General features: G+C 71.8%; 15 protein-coding genes and 2 pseudogenes. 12 read left to right on the top strand and 5 right to left on the bottom strand.

Annotated elements, in window-relative coordinates:
• Nucleotides 1-75: 75 nt before the first annotated feature.
• Nucleotides 76-3,180 (bottom strand): AfsR/SARP family transcriptional regulator, encoded by a 3,105-nt coding sequence (locus FVE25_RS41015; RefSeq protein WP_157252899.1) that lies wholly within the window; start codon nucleotides 3,178-3,180, stop codon nucleotides 76-78.
• A gap of 65 nt (nucleotides 3,181-3,245) precedes the next feature.
• Here FVE25_RS41015 and FVE25_RS41010 point away from each other — a divergent pair, with 65 nt between their 5' ends.
• A complete protein-coding gene (locus tag FVE25_RS41010; protein WP_157252898.1) occupies nucleotides 3,246-4,097 on the top strand; it encodes an imine reductase family protein in 852 nt (283 codons plus the stop codon).
• A complete protein-coding gene (locus FVE25_RS41005) occupies nucleotides 4,094-4,834 on the top strand; it encodes an SDR family NAD(P)-dependent oxidoreductase (protein WP_157252897.1) in 741 nt (246 codons plus the stop codon). The genes FVE25_RS41010 and FVE25_RS41005 overlap by 4 nt, the downstream gene beginning before the upstream one ends.
• A gap of 438 nt (nucleotides 4,835-5,272) precedes the next feature.
• Here FVE25_RS41005 and FVE25_RS41000 read toward each other — a convergent pair whose 3' ends face one another.
• On the bottom strand, nucleotides 5,273-5,581 hold the full coding sequence (locus FVE25_RS41000; RefSeq protein WP_157252896.1) for an ANTAR domain-containing protein: 309 nt from the start codon (nucleotides 5,579-5,581) through the stop codon (nucleotides 5,273-5,275).
• A 116-nt stretch (nucleotides 5,582-5,697) separates the two neighbouring features.
• On the opposite strand from FVE25_RS41000, the gene FVE25_RS40995 reads away from it, so the two are divergent.
• Complete coding sequence (locus FVE25_RS40995) at nucleotides 5,698-6,048, top strand: STAS domain-containing protein (protein WP_343046180.1); 351 nt, start codon at nucleotides 5,698-5,700, stop codon at nucleotides 6,046-6,048.
• A gap of 127 nt (nucleotides 6,049-6,175) precedes the next feature.
• On the opposite strand, the gene FVE25_RS40990 is transcribed toward FVE25_RS40995, so the two are convergent.
• A complete protein-coding gene (locus FVE25_RS40990; protein ID WP_157252894.1) occupies nucleotides 6,176-7,180 on the bottom strand; it encodes a tyrosine-type recombinase/integrase in 1,005 nt (334 codons plus the stop codon).
• Nucleotides 7,181-7,337: 157 nt separating this feature from the next.
• Here FVE25_RS40990 and FVE25_RS40985 point away from each other — a divergent pair, with 157 nt between their 5' ends.
• Together FVE25_RS40985 and FVE25_RS40980 are read left to right on the top strand one after the other, a co-directional pair.
• Entirely contained in the window at nucleotides 7,338-7,922 is a 585-nt protein-coding gene (locus FVE25_RS40985; protein WP_157252893.1) for a DUF5994 family protein, read from the top strand.
• Between the two features lie 127 nt (nucleotides 7,923-8,049).
• Nucleotides 8,050-8,475, top strand: a complete 426-nt coding sequence (locus FVE25_RS40980; protein WP_157252892.1) for an STAS domain-containing protein — start codon at nucleotides 8,050-8,052, stop codon at nucleotides 8,473-8,475.
• Between the two features lie 161 nt (nucleotides 8,476-8,636).
• Here the strand turns inward: FVE25_RS40980 and FVE25_RS40975 are convergent.
• Nucleotides 8,637-9,950 (bottom strand): annotated as a pseudogene (locus FVE25_RS40975) (transposase); the annotation flags it as partial.
• Between the two features lie 64 nt (nucleotides 9,951-10,014).
• Nucleotides 10,015-10,706 (bottom strand): annotated as a pseudogene (locus FVE25_RS57160) (agmatine deiminase family protein); the annotation flags it as partial.
• 149 nt (nucleotides 10,707-10,855) lie between these two features.
• Between FVE25_RS57160 and FVE25_RS40965 the strand changes: the two are divergent.
• The 7 genes from FVE25_RS40965 (at nucleotide 10,856) to FVE25_RS40935 (ending at nucleotide 17,354) form a co-directional block, all read left to right on the top strand.
• A complete protein-coding gene (locus tag FVE25_RS40965) occupies nucleotides 10,856-11,434 on the top strand; it encodes a TetR/AcrR family transcriptional regulator (protein WP_157252891.1) in 579 nt (192 codons plus the stop codon).
• Nucleotides 11,435-11,684: 250 nt separating this feature from the next.
• Nucleotides 11,685-11,879 (top strand): hypothetical protein, encoded by a 195-nt coding sequence (locus FVE25_RS40960; protein ID WP_157252890.1) that lies wholly within the window; start codon nucleotides 11,685-11,687, stop codon nucleotides 11,877-11,879.
• A 51-nt stretch (nucleotides 11,880-11,930) separates the two neighbouring features.
• Nucleotides 11,931-13,004, top strand: a complete 1,074-nt coding sequence (locus tag FVE25_RS40955; protein WP_157252889.1) for an ABC transporter substrate-binding protein — start codon at nucleotides 11,931-11,933, stop codon at nucleotides 13,002-13,004.
• Nucleotides 13,005-13,078: 74 nt separating this feature from the next.
• Nucleotides 13,079-14,443, top strand: a complete 1,365-nt coding sequence (locus FVE25_RS40950) for a serine hydrolase domain-containing protein (RefSeq protein WP_157252888.1) — start codon at nucleotides 13,079-13,081, stop codon at nucleotides 14,441-14,443.
• The gene (locus tag FVE25_RS40945) at nucleotides 14,440-15,474 is read left to right on the top strand and encodes a FecCD family ABC transporter permease (RefSeq protein WP_246268229.1); all 1,035 of its coding nucleotides are present in this window, start codon (nucleotides 14,440-14,442) and stop codon (nucleotides 15,472-15,474) included. Before FVE25_RS40950 ends, FVE25_RS40945 begins: the two co-directional genes overlap by 4 nt.
• The gene (locus FVE25_RS40940) at nucleotides 15,471-16,523 is read left to right on the top strand and encodes a FecCD family ABC transporter permease (RefSeq protein ID WP_157252887.1); all 1,053 of its coding nucleotides are present in this window, start codon (nucleotides 15,471-15,473) and stop codon (nucleotides 16,521-16,523) included. The genes FVE25_RS40945 and FVE25_RS40940 overlap by 4 nt, the downstream gene beginning before the upstream one ends.
• 18 nt (nucleotides 16,524-16,541) lie before the next feature.
• On the top strand, nucleotides 16,542-17,354 hold the full coding sequence (locus FVE25_RS40935) for an ABC transporter ATP-binding protein (protein ID WP_157253038.1): 813 nt from the start codon (nucleotides 16,542-16,544) through the stop codon (nucleotides 17,352-17,354).
• The last annotated feature ends 19 nt before the right edge of the window (nucleotides 17,355-17,373 follow it).

Here is a 17,373-nt window from a genome sequence, read left to right as displayed (position 1 = left end):
TCTGCGAACACGGACTGTAGATCACTATTAGTCAGCGTTGCATTGCGTCCGATCGTCCCGGCCCGAGCGGCGGGCCTATCCGGGGTCGCAGCCGGACGAAGCCTGGTGGTGCCGTCGCGAGGCGGCGATGGGCGTGTCGGCGCCCTGCAGGCGTCCGCGGGCGAACTCGTGGGCGAAGGTGTCCGTCCCCATGGCGCGCTGGGCGGCGGCGGTGATGCGGTCGACGTCACCTCGCTCCCCTGGCTGCAACGGGGCCTTCACCGAGTCGCGGGCCGCTGAGCCGGCGCCCAGGAGGCGGGCCGCCCTCAGGTGGTCGCCGGCGCCCGCGCAGGCTCCTGCCAGCCCTTCCAGGGCGAGCGCCACGGCGCGCTGGTCGCCGGTGGTCAGGGCGGCATCCAGCCCTTCCCGGTGCAGGTCGAAGGCGGTGCCGGGGTCGCCGCGGAGTTCGGCGACGAAGCCCAGTTCGGCCAGGATGAGCGCGGTGCCCGGATCGCCGCGCCACTGACGGCACCAGTCCAGCCAGGCGCGCAGATGCCGCTCCGCGGTGTCGAGGTCGCCGCGCCGCCTGGCGGCCAGGCCCAGGCCCACCTCTGCGAACTGTTCCGTGCGGGTGTTCAGCTGGTCGGCGGCCAGCCGCCTGGCCCGCTCGTGGTAATCGTCGGCCTCGGCGTAGGAGCCGGTCAGCAGGGCGATCCGGCCCAGCATGGCGAGGCTGTCGGCGACCTGGGGCCAGAGCCGGAGGTCTTCGGCGAGGTCCAGGGCGTCGCGGTGCAGGGCGCGGGCGCGCTCGTAGTCGCCGCTGACCTGGGCGAGGGACCCGAGCAGGTGCGTGGCCTGCAGCAGTCCCCAGCGGTCGCCTTCCTCGCCGAAGAGCGCCAGGCTCTGCTCGGCGTCGCGGCGGGCCGCGTCCAGGTCGTGCACGGCGGTGTGGGAGGCGTGGACGCTCAGCGCCGCCGCGATTCCCCACGTGTCGTCCAGCGCGCGGAACGCCGTGAGTGCCCGGCTCGCCAGGCCCAGGCTGACGGAGGGGTCGTCGAAGCCGGAGTGGGCCAGGCTGAGGAGCCATTGCGCCTCGGCACGGGCCCGCGGGTCGGCGATCCGCGCGCAGAGCTCGTCGAGGTGCTCGGGCGAGGCCGCCGCGGGCTGATCGCGGATCAGCAGGCTCACGCCGGCGTGCCAGGCGGCGGCCACGGCCCGCGCTTCCGGGTCGCCGCCGAGCGTCAGCGCAAGCTCCAGCGAGCGGCGGGCCTCGCCGAGTCGGCCGCGCAGGAACCAGTACCAGGACAGCGCGGTCACGAGCCGAAGCGCCCGGTCCGCCGCGCGCCGCCGTACCGCATCGTCCAGTGCCGAGCGCAGGTTGGCGGCCTCGGCGTCGAGGCGGCGCAGCCAGCGCCCCTGGTCGGGGCCGTGCAGGTGCGGCCGGGCGCGTACGGCCAGCGCGGTGTAGTACGCCCCGTGGCGTTCCCGCACGGCCTCCGGCTCCGCGGCCTCCTCGAGCCGCTCCAGGCAGTAGGCCTGGACGGACTCCAGCAGCCGGTACCGGTCGCCGCTCACGGTCACCAGGGATCGGTCCACCAGCCGCGCCAGCAGGCCGGCCACCTCCGAGGTGCGGACGCCGTCTCCCGCGCAGACTGTCTCGGCCGCCTCCAGCGTGCATCCGTCGGCGTGTACGGCGAGCCGCCGCAGGACGGCGCGTTCGGAGCCGGTGAGTGGCTCCCAGCTCCAGTCGATCATGGCGCGGAGCGTCTGTTGCCGCGGCGGGGCGGCGCGCCGGCCCGTGTCCAGCAGGTGGAAGCGGTCATCCAGCCGGGCCGCCAGCTCGCGGGCACTGAGTGTGCGGGCCCGGGTCGCGGCCAGCTCCAGCGCGTACGGCAGGCCGTCCAGCCGCTTGGCGATGGCCTCCATGGCGGGCTCGTCCGGGGTGAACCCCGGCGCCGCGGCGGCGGCACGCGCGGCGAACAGCCGGACGGCGCTGTCCTGGTCCAGCGGCGGCACGGCGTGCACGTGCTCGCCGGGGATGTCGAGAGGGATGCGGCTGGTCGCGAGCACCCGTAGCCCCGGCGCGCTCGTCAACAGTCGCTCGGCGAGCTCGGCGACCGCGTCCACCACGTGCTCGCAGTTGTCCAGCAGCAGGAGCAGGTGCTTGCTCCGTATGGCCGCGGCCAGGCGGTCTACCACGTCGTGCCGGACGCCCATGGCGGCCGCCACCGCCTCGGCCACCCGGTCCATGTCGCTGTCCCGGTCGAGCGCGGCCAGGTCGGCCAGCCACACGCCGTCGTCGTAGGCGGGGGCCGGCCGGGCGCCGGCCTCCAGCGCCAGCCTGGTCTTGCCGACACCGCCCGGGCCGGTGAGGGTGACCATGCGGGCGGCGGCGAGCAGCTCGCCTATCTCCTCGACGGCCTTCTCCCTGCCCACCAGCTCGGTGAGCGGGGCAGGGAGGTTGGTGCGGCGGAGGTCGAGCGCGGGGTCGCGGCGCAGGATCGACTGGTGAAGCGCGCGCAGCTCGGGGCCCGGGTCCACGCCCAAGTCTTCGGCCAGCCGGGTGCGGATCTCGTGGTAGCCGTTCAGCGCCTCGCCCTGCCGGCCGTCGCGGTAGAGGGCCCGCAGGTGGACGGCGCGCAGGCGTTCCCGGAGCGGGTGGCGGGCGACCACGTCGGCCAGCTCGGCCGACAGCCCCTGCGCGCCGAGCGCCAGCCGGGCCTGCGCCTGCTCCTCGATCGCGGCCAGCCGCTGTTCCTCCAGCCGGAGGGCGGCCGCGCGGGCGAACTCCGCGTCCGCGTACTCCGCGAACGCGGCCCCGCGCCACAGGGCCAGCGCGTCACCGAGCAGAGTGGTCTTCTCCGCGGGATCCTGGGCCGCCCGCGCTCGCGCGAGCAGCGACTCGAAGCGGCTCGCGTCAACGTCCCCGCAGGCCAGGAGGTATCCGGGAGCGCGCCAGGCCACGAGCGCCGGATCGCCCAGGGCCTTGCGCAGCCTGGACACCTTCGCCCGCAACGCGGCCACGGGATGCTCCGGCAGCCGTTCGCCCCACAGCACGTCGATCAGCAGGTCGGCGGGGACCACGCGGCCGTGGCCGGCCAGCAGGACGGCGAGCACGGTGCGCACCTTCGCCTCGGGGATGTCGACCTCGCGGCCGTCCTCCGCCCGCACGGTGAGCGGACCCAGCACCCCGAAACGCATGAGACCACACTATGGCGGCATCCGACCGGCATCGAACCGGAACCCCCGCCCGGCAGGCTCGTGCCATGAACACTCCCGTAACCGTCATCGGCCTGGGGCTCATGGGCAAGGCCCTGGCCGCCGAGCTGGCGCGGCACAGCTATCCGACGACCGCCTGGAACAGGTCGGCCAGCGCGGTCCCCGAGGGCGTGACCCGGCTGGCCTCGGTGGCCGAGTCGAGCCCGACGATGATCGTCTGCCTGTCGACGTACGAGGTCATGTACGAGGTGCTGTCGACCACGGACCTGCGCGGCCGTACCGTGATCAACCTGACGTCCGGCACCCCGGGCGAGGCCAGGAAGGCAGCCGCGTGGGCGGCCGAGCAAGGCGCCGCCTACCTCGACGGGGCGATCATGGCCGTTCCGCAGATGATCGGCCTGCCCCAGGCGCAGCTCTTCTACGGCGGGCCGAGGGACCTCTTCGAGTCCTGCGCGCCCATGCTGCGGGTTTTCGGCGGAGGCACCGCCCATCTGGCCACCGATCCCGGCGTCCCGCTCCTGTACGACCTCGCGCTGCTGGCCATCCTGTACGCGGCGGGCCAGGGCCTGGCGCACGCACAGGCACTGGTCGGTACGGCCGGCGTCAGCGCCACGGAGTTCCAGCCGTACGCGAACGCGTGGCTCACCCACTTGATCGGGCCGATGGCCGGCCTCGACAACGCCAAGGCCATCGACGAGGGCGAGCACGCCACGGACGTGTCCAACATCAACACCAACGCGCTCGCGATCGGCCACGTCGTCCGGGCGAGCCGGGACGCGGCCCTGCCCGTCGACTGGCTCCTCGCCCAGCAGGCCCGGCTGGAGCGGGCCGTCGCCGACGGATACGGCAGCGACAGTCCGACCCGGCTGCTCGACTACCTCACCAAGGAGACCCGATGAGCGAGTACACAGGCAAGAAGGCGATCGTGGCCGGCGGCACCCACGGCATCGGCCTGGCCGTGGTGCAAGCGCTGGCGCAGGCGGGCGCCGAGGTGCTGGCCACCGGGCGCAACGTGGCCGCGCTCCAGGAGATCTCGCCGGCCGTGCACGCGGTGCGCTCGGACGTCACGGACATGGCCGACATCGAGCGGCTGGGCCGGGCAGCGGCCGAGCGGCTGGGCCAGGTCGACTTCGTGTTCGTCAACGTCGGGACCGCGGCGATCGAGCCGTTCGAAGCGGTGACCGAGGAGTCCTACGACCGGGCTTTCACCGTCAACGCCAAGGGACCGTTCTTCGTCGCGCAGCGCCTGGCCGGGCTGATCGCGGACGGCGGCTCGATCGTCTTCACGACCTCCGTGGCCGAGACGGGAGGCGGATCGGTCTTCACCGCCTACTCCGGAGCGAAGGCCGCCATCGGCGCCATGGCCAGGTGCGTCGCCGCGGCGCTCCTGCCGAGAGGAATCCGGGTCAACATGGTAAGCCCGGGCTTCGTCCAGACCCCCACCATGGGCATCGTGGCCTCGGACGAGGACCGTGCGGCCTTCGGGAGACTAGGCGACGAGCTCACCCCGATGAAACGGCACGGGCAGGTGGAGGAAGTGGCGGCCGCGGTCCTCTTCCTCGCCTTCGAAGCCACCTTCACCACCGGGGCCACACTCACCGTGGACGGTGGCGCACGACACCTGGCGGCGTCCTGACCGCTGTGAACACCTCTTCCCGCCTCCCCGGGGAATACGATCAGGCCCCAGGAGGGCTTGACCGGAGCCGGTTTACTGGCGATGCCTGCTGCCCCTTCTTCAGAGAGCCCGGCTCCTTCACGATGAGCACCTCGTCACCGCCGAGGGGTGCGATGGTGTAACACGCAGGCCCGTCTCGGACGGGCGCCAGCATTCCAGCGGGCGCCGCGCAGCAGCCGCTGCGCGGCCTGCGGGCCGGTCAGTTTCCGCGTACCTGTACGGTGCCGAATCCGCGTCACATCTCCTGACCGCAGATGATCCTCGAGCACCGCGACAGCCAGGCCCCGCCCCCTGCGGGAGCTGCTGTACGGCTGCCGCGTCTACCGGGGTTGAGGAACCTGCGGACAGCCGTTGGCGGTACCCGCGAGTAACTTAGATGGACGCTTGGGGTGGGGCTGGTCAGTCCACGGTCGGGGCCGGTCGTGCCAGTAGGTTGGTGAGCTCGGGTGCGCCGTCGATGACGGCGCGGGCCAGGTGTGACGGTGGCGGTGGTGGCGGCGTGCGTATCGGCCGGAGCGTGGCGAAGGCTTGGTTCATGCCGAGATGTCCGCGTTCGGCCAGGATTCCCATGGCCTGCTCGATGATCACGCGGGTGTTGAGGGTGCCTTGCAGTTGCTCGACCAGGATCTCGTACTGGGTGAGGGTCGTGTAGGATGCGCTGTGTGTCCGATTGATCGCGGATTGCAATAATCCGGACGTTTGGGACACATCTGGTGTTGATCACCTGTGCCGTTCGGTCCTTCGCGACACATCTGACGCAGCGTCAGTGAGTGAGGGTTCGCAAGGTCTCCGGGCGAGGTGCCGGAGGGGGCCCTCACCCGGACATGCGAGATCCCTTCGACGTGAAGGCGTGGCGCGTAATGCGTGGAGCGGACATAGCGATCAGTCGGATGGACACCCACACGGTAGTGGTGGTCATCGGTGAGATGGACTTGGTGAGCAAGGCCCTCCTGATCGAGCAGGTTGACAAGGTGTTGGGGCAAGGTGCCCAGCTGGTGATCATCAATCTGAGCGGAGTGACCTTCCTGGACGCCCAGGGCCTATCGGCCTTGGTGATAAGTCGAGTTCACGCGGCCATTCTGCAGCGGCGGATGATGCTGACCGAGGTACCTGCGGCGGTCCGGCGGCTGCTGGAGATCACAAACCTGGACGACAGTTTCGCCTGGACGACATAGTCCGCCCTCGCTTCGCCCGTCCGACAAGAATGATCTTCGGTTGTGGCTGCGGCGTTGCCGGACGCGACGCCCCTCCAGGCTGGTTGCGGAGAGTGGGAATCACGTCGTGCCCGGACTGGGATTGTGGTCAGTGGTCGGTGATGAGGGCGTCGAGGGCGGCGGCTTTGTCGGCTTCGGTGGGCAAGGCGTAGCGGCGGGTGGTGTCCAACGAGCCGTGACCGAGAAGTTCGGCGACCAGGATGGGGTCTTTGCCGTCGCGGATGAGCTGGGTGGCGAAGGTGTGGCGCAGGACGTGCGGGCTGAAGGGTTGGGTGGGGTCGTCATTGAGGCCGATGGCGTCGCCGAGGCCGGTGATGATGTCGCGGGCTGCGCGGTCGCTCAGGCGGCCGCCGCGGTGGTTGAGGAATACCGCGGCGTGGGCGTCGGCTCCCTTCCAGTCGGTGCGGGCCTCCAGCCAGTCGGTCAGTGCCCGGCGCAGGTCGGGATGGACGGGTAGCAGCCGGACCTTGCCGCCGTCGCGGCCTTTGCCGCGGATGCGTAGTTCGCCTTTGCGGGCGGACAGGCGGAGGTCGGCCACCTCGAGACCGACGACCTCGGAGATGCGTAGGCCGGCGTAGTAGGGCAGCAGGGCGATGGCCTTGTCGCGCACCGATGCGGTGAGCTGGACGTGGCGGACGTAACGGCGTGTGCGCCGGGCGTCCAGGGCGCGGGGGGCGGTGCGGCGCGAGTCGCGTTCCCGCCGAGTTGGGGGTTTGCCGAGGCCGCGGCGGGTGTAAAAGTCGTCGATGGCCGACAGGTAGGTGTCGATGGTGTTGGGGGCGCGGCGGCCGTTCTTCAGATGCCGGCGGAAGTCGCGTACCGCGCCTGTGGCGGCGATGGAGTCGGCGAGCGGGTCGCCGTCCAGGGCTCCGGCGGCGGCTTGGTCGGCCAGCCAGGCCAGGTAGCCGCGCAGCCGCGAGGCGTACTTGGTCTTGGTGGAGTCGGCCAGCGGGGCGTGCGCGAGCGCGTCGATGTAGTCGGCCAGCACGGCGGCCTGAGGGGCGGGCAGCGGCACGGCCCGTGACCGGCTGGTGTTTCCGGAAGCTGCTCCGGCCGGTTGGGTGCTCGGTGAGGGCGTGTTTCCGGAAGTCACCCACCCAGCCTACTTCCGGAATCGTGCAATTCCGGAAGTGCTGGGGTAGGGTGGGGACACCGAGGACTCCTTGAGCGCTTGCATTCAGGTTGGCGTCGCCCCCGGCGAACCACCACCGGCCCCTTTCAAGGGGCCCGGATAGGCCGGGCGACCCACGATGCCGACACTGCTTCCTCTCCCCGCACCGCTCAGCCCCACCTCCGCCGCGATCCCCCGGGTCGATTCCGCGCTGCGGCTCAGTCTTCATCCGGTGCCGAATCGGCGAGCCGTGGTGGACGGGGCGTGGTGGCCCTATTCTCGCGACGCGGCCGCCGAGCTGCCGGCTCTCATCGCTGCTGTCGACCAGCGGCTGGGGCGGACCACCCTGTTGGTCGGCGTGTCCCGGGTCGCCTGGCGGCGCGTCCCATCGCGGATCCCGGCCCGTGGGCGGCAGGTTCGTGTCGGCTGCTTCCGGCACGGCACCCCACCCGTGATCGTTTTGTTCTTTGCTGCCCACAGGCCCGTTGCCTTGCTGGTCATCCCCTCGGATACCGCAGTCGGTCCCGCCGAGGCCGCACTCAAGCTCACCGCCCAGGACACCACCGGCCTGAGCATCGACACCCTCCACGGCCTCGCGCACCTGCCGCCCGACCCCGTTCCACGCGCGAGGGTCGACGGCTCGACCCGCCGGGAGAACGAGGGCGGGTCGGTCACCGGGCAGCCGGACCAGTCCTTTGCCCGGCAACCGGCAAAGCCGCACTGACCCCACATGCCGCCTGCCGGCCGGATCGAACGGTTCAGGTACCCCTATCCAGCGGTGGACCGATCTCCGGCCGGCAGGCATCTCTCCCAATCTGCGATTCGCAGCCCCTCCGAACAGGAGACTTTCGATGACCGTCATCAACATCGCCCCGCCACTCGGCGGGCCGAGCGCCGCGGCGCCCACCTTGATCCACCTGTCCGGAGACATCGACATCTTCACCACCGAGCAGCTGCGTCGGCGGCTGCTCAACGCGCTCGGCTACAGCACCACCCTGCTCGTGCTGGACCTGTCCCAGGTCACCTTCTGCGGCGCCGGCGGGCTGGGCGTGCTGCTCGGCGTACAAGGACGCGCCCGAGCCCAGGGCATCACGCTGGCCTTGACCGGGCTCACCCCGTTGATGAGCCGGCTGCTGCAGATCTCGGGCCTGGGACGCCGATTCCCGATCATGGCGCGACCGGCCATACACCACGCAGCTCTCCCTGATGTGGGCGGCGATGGCAGCTCGCCGTTCCCCGACCCGCCACGCCCGCCCGGACCGGCCTCACTCCGGTGATACTGACCGCCGCGATCATGGTGGCGCCGTTCCTCGCGCCGGCCGTGGGCATTCGGCTGGCGTGGGGAAGCGGCCTCAGCATGGCTGATCTGCTGCTCGGCCCGGGGTTTCTACCTGGTGCCGCCCGCCGCGGACGGGTTCGCCGGATCCGAATCGGAGCCCTACACGCCCTCCTCCTCCACCGCGTCCTCGCAGTCTGGCAGGTCGGGCATCTCGCCGAGCCGGCGCCGGCATTCGGCGGGGGCTGAGGAGGCGATGGCGTAGCGGCCCAGGACGTTGACGTGGGGGTGGCCGAGCGGGCTGAGCCGTGCGGCGTCCTCATCCTTGACCGGGATGCCCTGGGCGCGCAGCTGGTCGACGGCGGCCGACAGGTAGCTGGAATTCCACAGCGGGACCGCATTGACGACCAGCCCCAACGCGGCGAGTTGATCTTCTTGTCCCTCCGATACGCCTTGCGGATCTTCCCGCTCGCGCCGTGGCAGATCTTGCGGGCGAGCCGGTGCCGGGACTTCTGCACGGTGAGCTGTTTGTTGAGCTTGCGCCGGTAGGTGTCGTCGATCGGGTCCAGGATGGACGGCAGGTGCAGGGTCTTGTGGATGCGGCCGTACTCGGCGAAGGCCTGCCCCAGCGGGGTCGGGCGCCCGTTGCGGGCGAACATGCGCAGCAGGTCGTAGGCGCGCACCTGGTTGGTCACCAGCGATCCGGCCACCCGGGTCATGTCGGCCCACTGGGTCTGGATCTTCCGCGTGTTGATCTTGTTGCGGGCGATCGCCTCCAGCGGCCCATACGCCGGCGTCATGCCGTCGGGCAGGTCGGCGCGCCAGAAGCGCTGGTCGCCCAGGTCGGCGAAGCGCGGTGCGACCCGGTAGCCGAGCATGGAGAAGATCCCCGAACACCATGTCCGAGTCGGATGCCTGGTCGGTCGTGACCAGGTCGGGTTTTGGCCCGGCGTCGATGTTGATCAGCGTGTCGAGGATGTACAGCGAGTCGCGCGGCGTGCCCGGCACCACCAGCTACCCGATCCCCGTCACTTGATCATTGACTGCGTTGAGGAGGGTGAGGCCGCGTTTGTAGCCGGAATACTTCGGCGAAGGGGCGGCGCTGATCGTCTGCACCGGGACGACGAAGCGCAGCCCGTCGGCCGAGGCCAGCAGCCCGCCGCCCCACAGCCTCACGATCGGCACACTACGCTGGGCCTTGATGAGGATGGCGTTGGCGGCGGCGTGGGTCTCGGCGCGCACGTGGTTCTGATCGACGTGCGAGAGCCGGCCGCGGGTCAGCGCCTCGTCCCCGTCCTTGATCACCGGGGTGAGGCCGACGTTGCAGGCCTCGCTGATCAGCAGCGCCGCCAGCGATCTGGGCAGGTCGTGCATGCGGGTGGAGATGTCGGCCAGATGCACGAAGGCGTCCAGAAACCCGGTCCAGGAGTGCACCCCCAGCAGCAACTCGGGCACGTCGATGCCCGGCAGCATCGCCTGACAGGCGGGTGCCGGCCACCTCGGCGAACGCGCTCTGCGGCAGCTCGATGAGCTCGAAGGGCCGGCCGGCGGCGCCGGTGGAGGACTCCAGGACCGCCTTGTTGGCGCGCATGCGGGCGTAGTCGGGGTGGGCGGGGTCGTCGGGCAGGTGGATGAGCGCCGTGGCGGGGGCGGTGAAGGCGGCGACGCCGTCCACGTGGCGTCGGTCTCGAGGTCCTCCAGCCCGCCGTAGGGCAGCCAGGTCACCTTGGTGACGCCCAGCCTGTCCTTGAGTTCGGCCTCGATGTCGGCGCGGGTCAGGCCCGGGTTCCTGTTGGGGTGCAGCAGGCACTGCTCGGTGGTCAGCAGGGTGCCCTCGCCGTCCACCGTGATCGCGCCGCCCTCCAGGATCATCCCGGATTCGACGCGGGTGACGTTCAGGCGCTCCAGCAGCAGGGCGCTGATCCGGTCGTCGTCGGTGCAGGGGTGGTGCTTGCCGCCCCAGGTGTTGAAGCGGAAGTCCACGCCCGCGCGGGAGCCGTCCGGGCCGAGGACGAAGATCGGCCCCGAGTCGCGCAGCCACGAGTCGTCGATGGGCAGCTCGACCACCTCCACGCCGTCGCCGCAGCGCCGGCGCGCCTGCTCGCCCTGCCCGGGCGGCGCGACCATGGTGACCGGCTCGAAGCGGGCCACGGCCCTGGCCGCCGCCGCGTACTCCGCCCGGACCGTCTCCAGGACCTCCCCCCACAGCTCCCGCCGGGTCGGCCACGCCATGAGGCAGCCATCGTGCGGCGCCCATTCGGCAGGCATGCGCATCTCCACGCTCCTGTCTGAAATTTCAGTCAGCCTGAGGGGTTGTTATAGTGCGCACCGACTGAAGATTCAGTCAAGATGTCTCCGGACCCTTTCCGACGAGAGGTGACATGTCATCCGATCGACAGCGGCAGATCCTGGAAGCGGCCGTCCGCGTCATCGCCCACAGCGGCGTGCGCGGGCTACGGGTGGAGAAGCTGTCCGCCGAGGCCGGGGTGTCGACCGCGCTGATCTACTACCACTTCGGCGACCGCGCCGGGCTGATGCGCAAGACGCTGGAGTTCATCAACGAGCGCGCCGACCGCTACACCAACGAAGCGCTGCAGATCGGCAAGGACCCGCGTGAGCAGCTCGAACTCCTGCTGCTGCTGGAACTGCAGGACACCCCCGAGGTCAGGGAGAACAGCGCGGCCTGGGGCGAACTGCGGGCCAGCGCGGTCTTCAACCCCGACCTGCGCGAGCCGCTCAGCGCCTCCACCCGAGCCTGGACCGGCGATCTGGCCGCGATGATCCGGCGGGCGCAGGAGGAGGGCCTGGCCGCGGCCGGCGCCGACCCCGTCGAGGTGGCCGAGCGGCTCACCTCCCTGGTCGAAGGGGTGAGCGAACGCTGGCTCAGCGGCTCGATGACGCTGGAGCGCGCCCGGCACCTGGTACGGGGCGCCGTGGTCGCCGAACTCGGCCGCGGTTGACGGCAGCCGGGCCGGGGCCTTGAATGACCCTCCTGTCCAGCCCCTCCATCCAGGCCGACGACGGCCAGGACGTCGTCAACCGGGCGATCCTTGAGCACGTCGCCACGCAGTACCTCGGCGGCGCCCGCCCCGACCGGGCGCCCCAGTCGCCGCTGCACACCGGAGCACGCGACCAGGGTGACAGCCGGCCGTACCCTGCACGCCTGGGCAAGAGCCAGGGGTACGGCCGGCCGTACCGCTGGCTCGAGCGGTGCCTCAGGACGGGCCCTCGGGGCCGAACCAGGTGCTCAGCGCGGTGCGCAGGCCGGACGCCGGGAAACCGGCCGTCGTGCCCGTCGAGGCCGCGGTGATCGCCGGAGACGTGGTGCTCCAGCGCCGGCGACGTCTGCCGAACGCACGGATCGGCGGCGCAGAGTTTGTCGGGATCACCGACGAACTGCGGTGACGTGCCGACCTAAGGTATGCCGCACCCCAGAGCGTGGAGGAGTGGTCCGGCATGAATAAGCCGACGGCGGGCAGCGCGGCGCGCGCCACCTCACAGAAGAGTTTCGGACGACGCGGCTTCCTGTACGGGCTCGGTGCGCTGGGCGTGGCGCTCACGGTGCCGGGCTGCGCGAAGGAGCAGGCCGGGCAGAGCGCCAAGCCCGCCGGCTCCGCCGGAGCCGTCGTCGAGCACGCCTACGGCAAGACCACCGTGCCCCCCAACCCCCAGCGGATCGTCGCCCTGGGCCAGACCGACATCGACGTCCTGGTCGCCCTCGGCGTGCCGCCCGTCGCCGTCGGGGTGTTCAGCGGCGACTGGTACTCGCCGCTGCACCCGTGGAACAAGGCCGCCTTCACCCGCACGCCCGACTTCCTCGACTTCGAGGAGTACTCCATCGAGAAGATCCTCGCCCTCAAGCCCGACCTGATCACCGGGGTGATGGGCGGCATGACCAAGAAGGAGTACGACAAGCTCAGCAGCATCTGCCCGGTGGTGGCCCAGCCCAAGGGGTTCACCGACTGGAACACCCCGCTGGAGCAGCAGACCGGCATGCTGGCCCTGGCCCTGGGCAAGGCGGACAAGGGCAAGGCGCTGGTCGACGGCATCACCGGCCAGGTGAAGACCGCCCTCGCCGCCAACCCCGGCTTCGCCGGCCTCAGCGTGGCGATCGCCGAATGCTGGGGGGACACCTTCAAGGTGATCGGCCCCGCCACCCCGCGCTCGAAGTTCTTCACCAACCTCGGCTTCACCACCCTGCCCGAACTGGACGCGCTGGTGGGCAGCGGCTACAGCGCCGACATCTCCGCCGAGAAACTCTCCCTCATCGGCGCGGCCGATCTCGTGCTGTGGACCACCGACGGCGGCAAGGTGGAGGCGCTGAAGAAGAACCCGGTCGTGGCCGGGCTGACATCCACCAAGGAGGGCCGCTCCCTGTGGTCGACCGGGATGAAGCACGACTCCGCGTTCTGGTCCATGGACTGGGGCACCGTGCTGAGCCTGCCGTACGCGCTCGAACACGTCATCCCGCAGATCAAGGCGGCCATCGACGGCAGCGCGGACACCAAGGTCACCGACTTCTCCTCCTGACAACTGACGACTGACGACTGACAACTGACGGCTGACGACTCGATGCGAACCGTGGACACCTGGAGCTACCGACGATGACCGACACCACGCCCATCCCGAGCCTCGACCAGGTCGCCGGCCGGATCGAGGAGCTGATGACCCGGCACCGCCTGCCCTCGATCGCGCTGGCGATCGCCCACGGCGACCGGGTGGAGGCCCGCGGCTTCGGCCTGGCCGACCTCCAGGGGCGCCCGGCGAGCGGCCACACGCCGTACCTGCTGGCCTCGGTCACCAAGCCCGTCGTGGCGACCCTGTGCGTCATGCTCGCCGAGCAGGGGCTCATCGACCTCGACGAACCGCTGGCCGACCGGCTGCCCTGGCTCGACGCCGACCGGCCGGGGCGGCCCGGCCGCCGCGGACGGCCGAGCGTGCGCCAGGCGCTGAACCACACCGCCGGATTCGGACGCTACTGGGACTTCGCCTACGACGAGGCGCCCCTGGGCATCGAGGCGGCCCTCGACCGCTACGGCGTGCTGATCCACGAGCCCGGCACCCGCTTCGAATACGCCAACCTGGGATACGGCGTGCTGGAGCCGTGGCTGGCCGCGGCCACCGGCCGGCCGCTGGGCGACCTGCTGGAGCGCTACCTGTTCGCGCCCCTGAAGCTGACCTCCGCCGCCTTCGGCCCCGGCGCCGCGGGGGCGCAGGCGGCGGTGCCGTACACGGCCGAGCGGCACCTGCCGTACCCGACGATCACCACCAGCCACCCGGCCGCGAGCATGGCCTGGATGTCGGCCGCCGACCTGGCCAGGTTCGGGCTCACGCACGCCCACGCGCCGGCCTGGGCCGCGGCGGTGCGCACGCCCGGCGTGGGCTCCGGCGAGGTCTACGGGCTCGGGTGGAACGTCCGCCACCCCGACGGCGTCGAGGTGCTGGCCCACGCCGGAGACATGTGCGGGGTGGGCGCCTCGCTGGCCGTACTGCCGGACCTCGGGGTGAGCGCCGCCGCCGTCGTCAACCGCACCGGCTCGGTCGCCCAGGCGCGTACGGCGTGCGAGATCCTCCTGGAATCCCTGGTGAGCCGTATCGGACCGGAGGAGTCCGCGCCGAGCCCCGCGCCGATGCCGGTCGGCGAATGGGCCGGCCGGGTGGCGGCCCCCTCCGGCGCGATACCCGTGCGGATGGGCATCTGCGGCGACGCGACGGCGTGGGTCGAGGTGGCGGGCACCGGCCGCACGCCGGCCCGCCTGGAGAGCGACGAGGCATACGACGTGATGATCGCGGCCGAGGCGCAGCTGCCCACGCCCGACGCGCTGCGGGCCAGCCCCTGGCTCGAACTCGCCCTCGACGTCGGCGGCGAGCGCCTGACCGGCTCGGCCAGGGCGGTCAAGCACGGCGAGAGCGGGGACCGGGTGGGCAACTGCCTCACCCACTGGTGCGAACTGGAGCGGGTCCGTTGAGCACCCGGACGCTCCCGGCGCCGCCCGCGCCGCGGGCCGTGCAGCGGCGGCTGACGCTCGGGCTCGGGGCCGCCGCCGCGCTGCTGCTCCTGCTGATGGCGGCCAGCCTGGCCTTCGGCGCCGAGAACGTGCCCTTCGCCGACGTCTGGCGGTCACTGACCGCGGGCGGCACCGACGCCGACGTCGTCGTGCGCGGCATCCGGCTGCCGCGCACGCTGCTGGCCGTCCTGGTCGGCGCCGCCCTGGCGGTCGCCGGCGCGCTGATGCAGGCGCTGAGCCGCAATCCGCTCGCCGAGCCCGGCCTGCTCGGGGTCAACGCCGGTGCCTCCCTGGGCGTGGTGCTCGCGATGGCCTACCTCGGAGTCACCTCGCTCACCGGCTACGTCTGGTTCGCCCTGGCCGGCGCCGGCATCGCCACGGTGGCGGTCTACGCCCTCGGCTCGGCGGGCGTGGCCGGAGCCAGCCCCGCCCGGCTCGCCCTGGCCGGCGCGGCCATCACCGCGGCGCTCGCCGGCGTGATCTCCGCGATCGTCCTGCTGTCCTCGACGGTGTTCAACGGGTTCCGGGCCTGGAGCGTCGGAACGCTGTCGGGCCGCACGGCCCCGGTGGTGCTGCAGGTGGCGCCCTTCATCGTCGCCGGGATCCTGCTGACGCTGTTCCTGGTCTCCTCCCTCAACGCGCTGGCCCTCGGCGAGGACGCGGCCAAGGGCCTGGGCGCCAACGTGGCGCGCACCCGCCTGCTGGGCGTCGTCGCCACGACGCTGCTGTGCGGGGCCGCCACCGCGGCGGCCGGGCCGATCTCGTTCGTCGGCCTGGTCGTGCCGCACATGGTCCGCTCTTTCACCGGGCCCGACCATCGCTGGCTGCTGCCCTACTGCCTGCTGGCCGGGCCCATCCTCATGGTGGCCGCCGACCTGACCGGGCGGCTGATCGCCCGCCCCGGCGAGCTGCCCACGGCACTGGTCACCGCCGCGGTCGGCGCGCCCGTGTTCGTCTACCTGATCCGCCGGCGCCGGATGGCCGGGCTGTGAGCGCCGTGAAGGCGGCCGCGCCTTCGGCCGCGCGGCTGTCGTGGCGCGGATGGTCGCTGCTGTGGCGTCCGCGCGCCGTGCTCGTCAGCGCCGCGGTCGTGCTGGCCGCCGCCTGCGTCGCCCTGGTGCAGCTGGGCGTCGGCGACTACCCGATGAGCCCGGCAGAGGTCCTGGCGACGCTGGCCGGCCACCGCGGCGCGGCCCAGGAGCTGGTGATCTACGAGCTGCGGCTGCCCCGGCTGCTCACCGCCGCGCTGGTCGGCCTCGCCCTGGGCGCCAGCGGCGCGATCTTCCAGTCGGTGACCCGCAACCCGCTGGGCAGCCCCGAGATCATGGGCTTCACCATGGGCGCCTCCGCCGGCGCCGTGGCCACGGTCCTCGTCTTCGGCGGCCAGGAGAGCTCCGGCATGGCCGGCGCCCTCCTCGGCGGCTTCGCCACCGCAGCCGTCGTCTACGGGCTCGCCCATCGCCGCGGCATCCAGGGCTTCCGCCTGATCCTGGTCGGCGTCGCCGCCACCGCCCTGCTCGACAGCCTCATCTCCTACCTGCTGCTGCGGGCCCGGCTGCAGAACGCCGAAAGCGCCTACACCTGGCTCGTGGGCAGCCTCAACGGGGCCGACTGGCAGCAGGTCCAGATCATCGGGATCACCGTCTGCGCGATGATCGTGCCGGTGGTCGCGATCGGCGGCCGGATGCGCCTGCTGGAGATGGGCGACGATCTCGCGCAGGGTCTCGGCGTCCGCGTCAAGGTGACCCGTCGCCGGCTGCTGGTCATCGGCACGGTGCTGTGCGCCGGAGCCGTGGCGACCGCCGGGCCGATCGCCTTCGTCGCCCTGGCCGCACCGCAGATCATGCGCCGCCTGACCGGCGGGCCGGTGTCCATCGTGCCCGCGGCCTTCATGGGCGCCCTGATCCTGATCGTGAGCGATCTGGCCGCCCAGCGCCTGTGGCCGCAATCCCAGATGCCGGTCGGCATCCCGACCCTGTGCATCGGCGGTACCTATCTGGCCTGGCTGCTGTACCAGCAGAGCCGCGCCTCCCGACTGTGACCTGGAGTGCTCATGACGATGGAGATCCCGCCCGGCAACCGCCTCACCGCCCGCGACCTGTCCCTGAGGTACGGCGAGCGGGTCGTCGCCGAGAACCTGTCGATCGACATCCCCGACGGCTCCCTCACGATGATCGTCGGGCCGAACGCCTGCGGCAAGTCCACCCTGCTGCGCGCGCTCGCGCGGCTGCTGCAGCCCGAGCGCGGCAGCGTCGTCCTCGACGGAGCGGATATCGCGACCTACCCGTCGAAGGAGGTCGCCCGCCGGCTCGGGCTCCTGCCGCAGACCTCGATCGCCCCCGACGGCATCACCGTGGCCGACCTGGTGGCCCGCGGCCGCTTTCCCCACCAGAGGTTCCTGCGGCAGTGGTCGGCCGACGACGACGTGGCCGTGACCAGCGCGCTGGCGCGCACGCACACCAGCGAGCTCGCCACCCGCTACGTCGACGAGCTGTCGGGCGGGCAGCGCCAGCGCGTGTGGCTGGCCATGGCCCTGGCCCAGGAGACCCCCTTGCTGCTGCTGGACGAGCCCACGACCTACCTCGACATCACCCACCAGATCGAGGTCCTGGACCTGTGCGCCGAACTGCAGGAGAGCGGGGAGCGCACGATCGTGGTGGTGCTGCACGAGCTCAACCTCGCCGCACGCTACGCCACCCACCTGATCGCCATGCGCGACGGGCGCGTGGTGGCCCACGGATCCCCCGGCGACATCGTCACCCCGGAGCTCATCCAGGCCGTCTACCAGTTGCCCTGCTCGATCATCGACGACCCGGAGACCGGAACGCCGCTGGTCATCCCGGCCGCCCGGACCCGGGCCGTCACCCGCTGACAGGCTCCCCGCGCGACGA

It is taken from the genome of Nonomuraea typhae (genome assembly GCF_009760925.1).
Classification (GTDB): Bacteria; Actinomycetota; Actinomycetes; order Streptosporangiales; family Streptosporangiaceae; genus Nonomuraea; species Nonomuraea typhae.
The sequence above is the reverse complement of the archived record's forward strand: the minus strand, read 5'-3'. Positions and strand labels throughout refer to the sequence as shown.